1 protein-coding gene is annotated in these 957 nt (G+C 40.1%); it reads left to right on the top strand.

Features of this window, described 5'->3' with window-relative positions; genetic code table 11:
- The coding region (locus tag AC4J95_RS21075) for an IS1182 family transposase (RefSeq protein ID WP_494551547.1) at nucleotides 1–957 on the top strand (957 nt) is incomplete at both ends.

Here is a 957-nt window from a genome sequence, read left to right as displayed (position 1 = left end):
CACGATTGATGATCTGGTTCCTCAAGATCATCTTGTTCGAAAGATTGATGCCGCGCTTGATTTTGATTTTATTTATCCAATCGTCGAATCCGCTTACTCCGATTTAGGTCGCCCAAGTATCGATCCAGTCATTCTGATTAAATTGGTGTTTATCCAGTATTTATTTGGCATCCGTTCCATGCGACAAACCATTAAAGAAGTCGACACTAATGTCGCCTATCGCTGGTTTTTAGGCTATTCCTTCGAAGAAAAAATCCCCCATTTTTCAACCTTTGGGAAAAATTATGTGCGACGCTTTAGAGAAACCACGTTGTTTGAAGATATTTTTGCTTATATTTTAGAACAAGCAGTTATAGCTGGCTTTGTGACGGAGGATAATCTATACCTCGATTCGACTCACATTAAAGCCAATGCCAATAAACATAAGTTTACGAAGGAAATGACCCATGACGAAGCGAAAGCCTATCAAGATGAATTAGAAGATGAGATCAATCGTCAACGAATAGAGGCCGGAAAACGCCCTTTTACTTTGGACTTAGAAACGGAAGTGAAGATGAAAGAAAGAAAAATAAGTAAGAGTGATCCGGAAAGCGGCTACTACGTCAAAAGCGAACGAGAGAAACAGTTTGCTTATTCTGCCCATACTTCATGCGACGACAACGGGTTTGTTCTCAGCACGATCGTGACTCCTGGAAATATTCATGACAGTCAAATTGCCTTTCAACTCGTCAAACAATCGAAGAGACTTTTTCCTGAAATCAATTGTGTCGTCGCTGATGCTGGGTATAAGACACCTAAGTTTGTTCACTTTTTGACTCACTTGAACCTCCGTCCTTGTTTGCCTTATTCAAGACCTAAAGGGAAAAAGGGACTGTTATCAAAAAACGAGTTTCTCTACGACGAGTATTTTGATTGTTACATTTGTCCGCAGGATCAAATGCTCGATTTTTCAACGGT

Source organism: Enterococcus sp. GPZ-007 (assembly GCF_059374735.1).
This window is presented reverse-complemented; position numbering and strand designations above follow the sequence as displayed.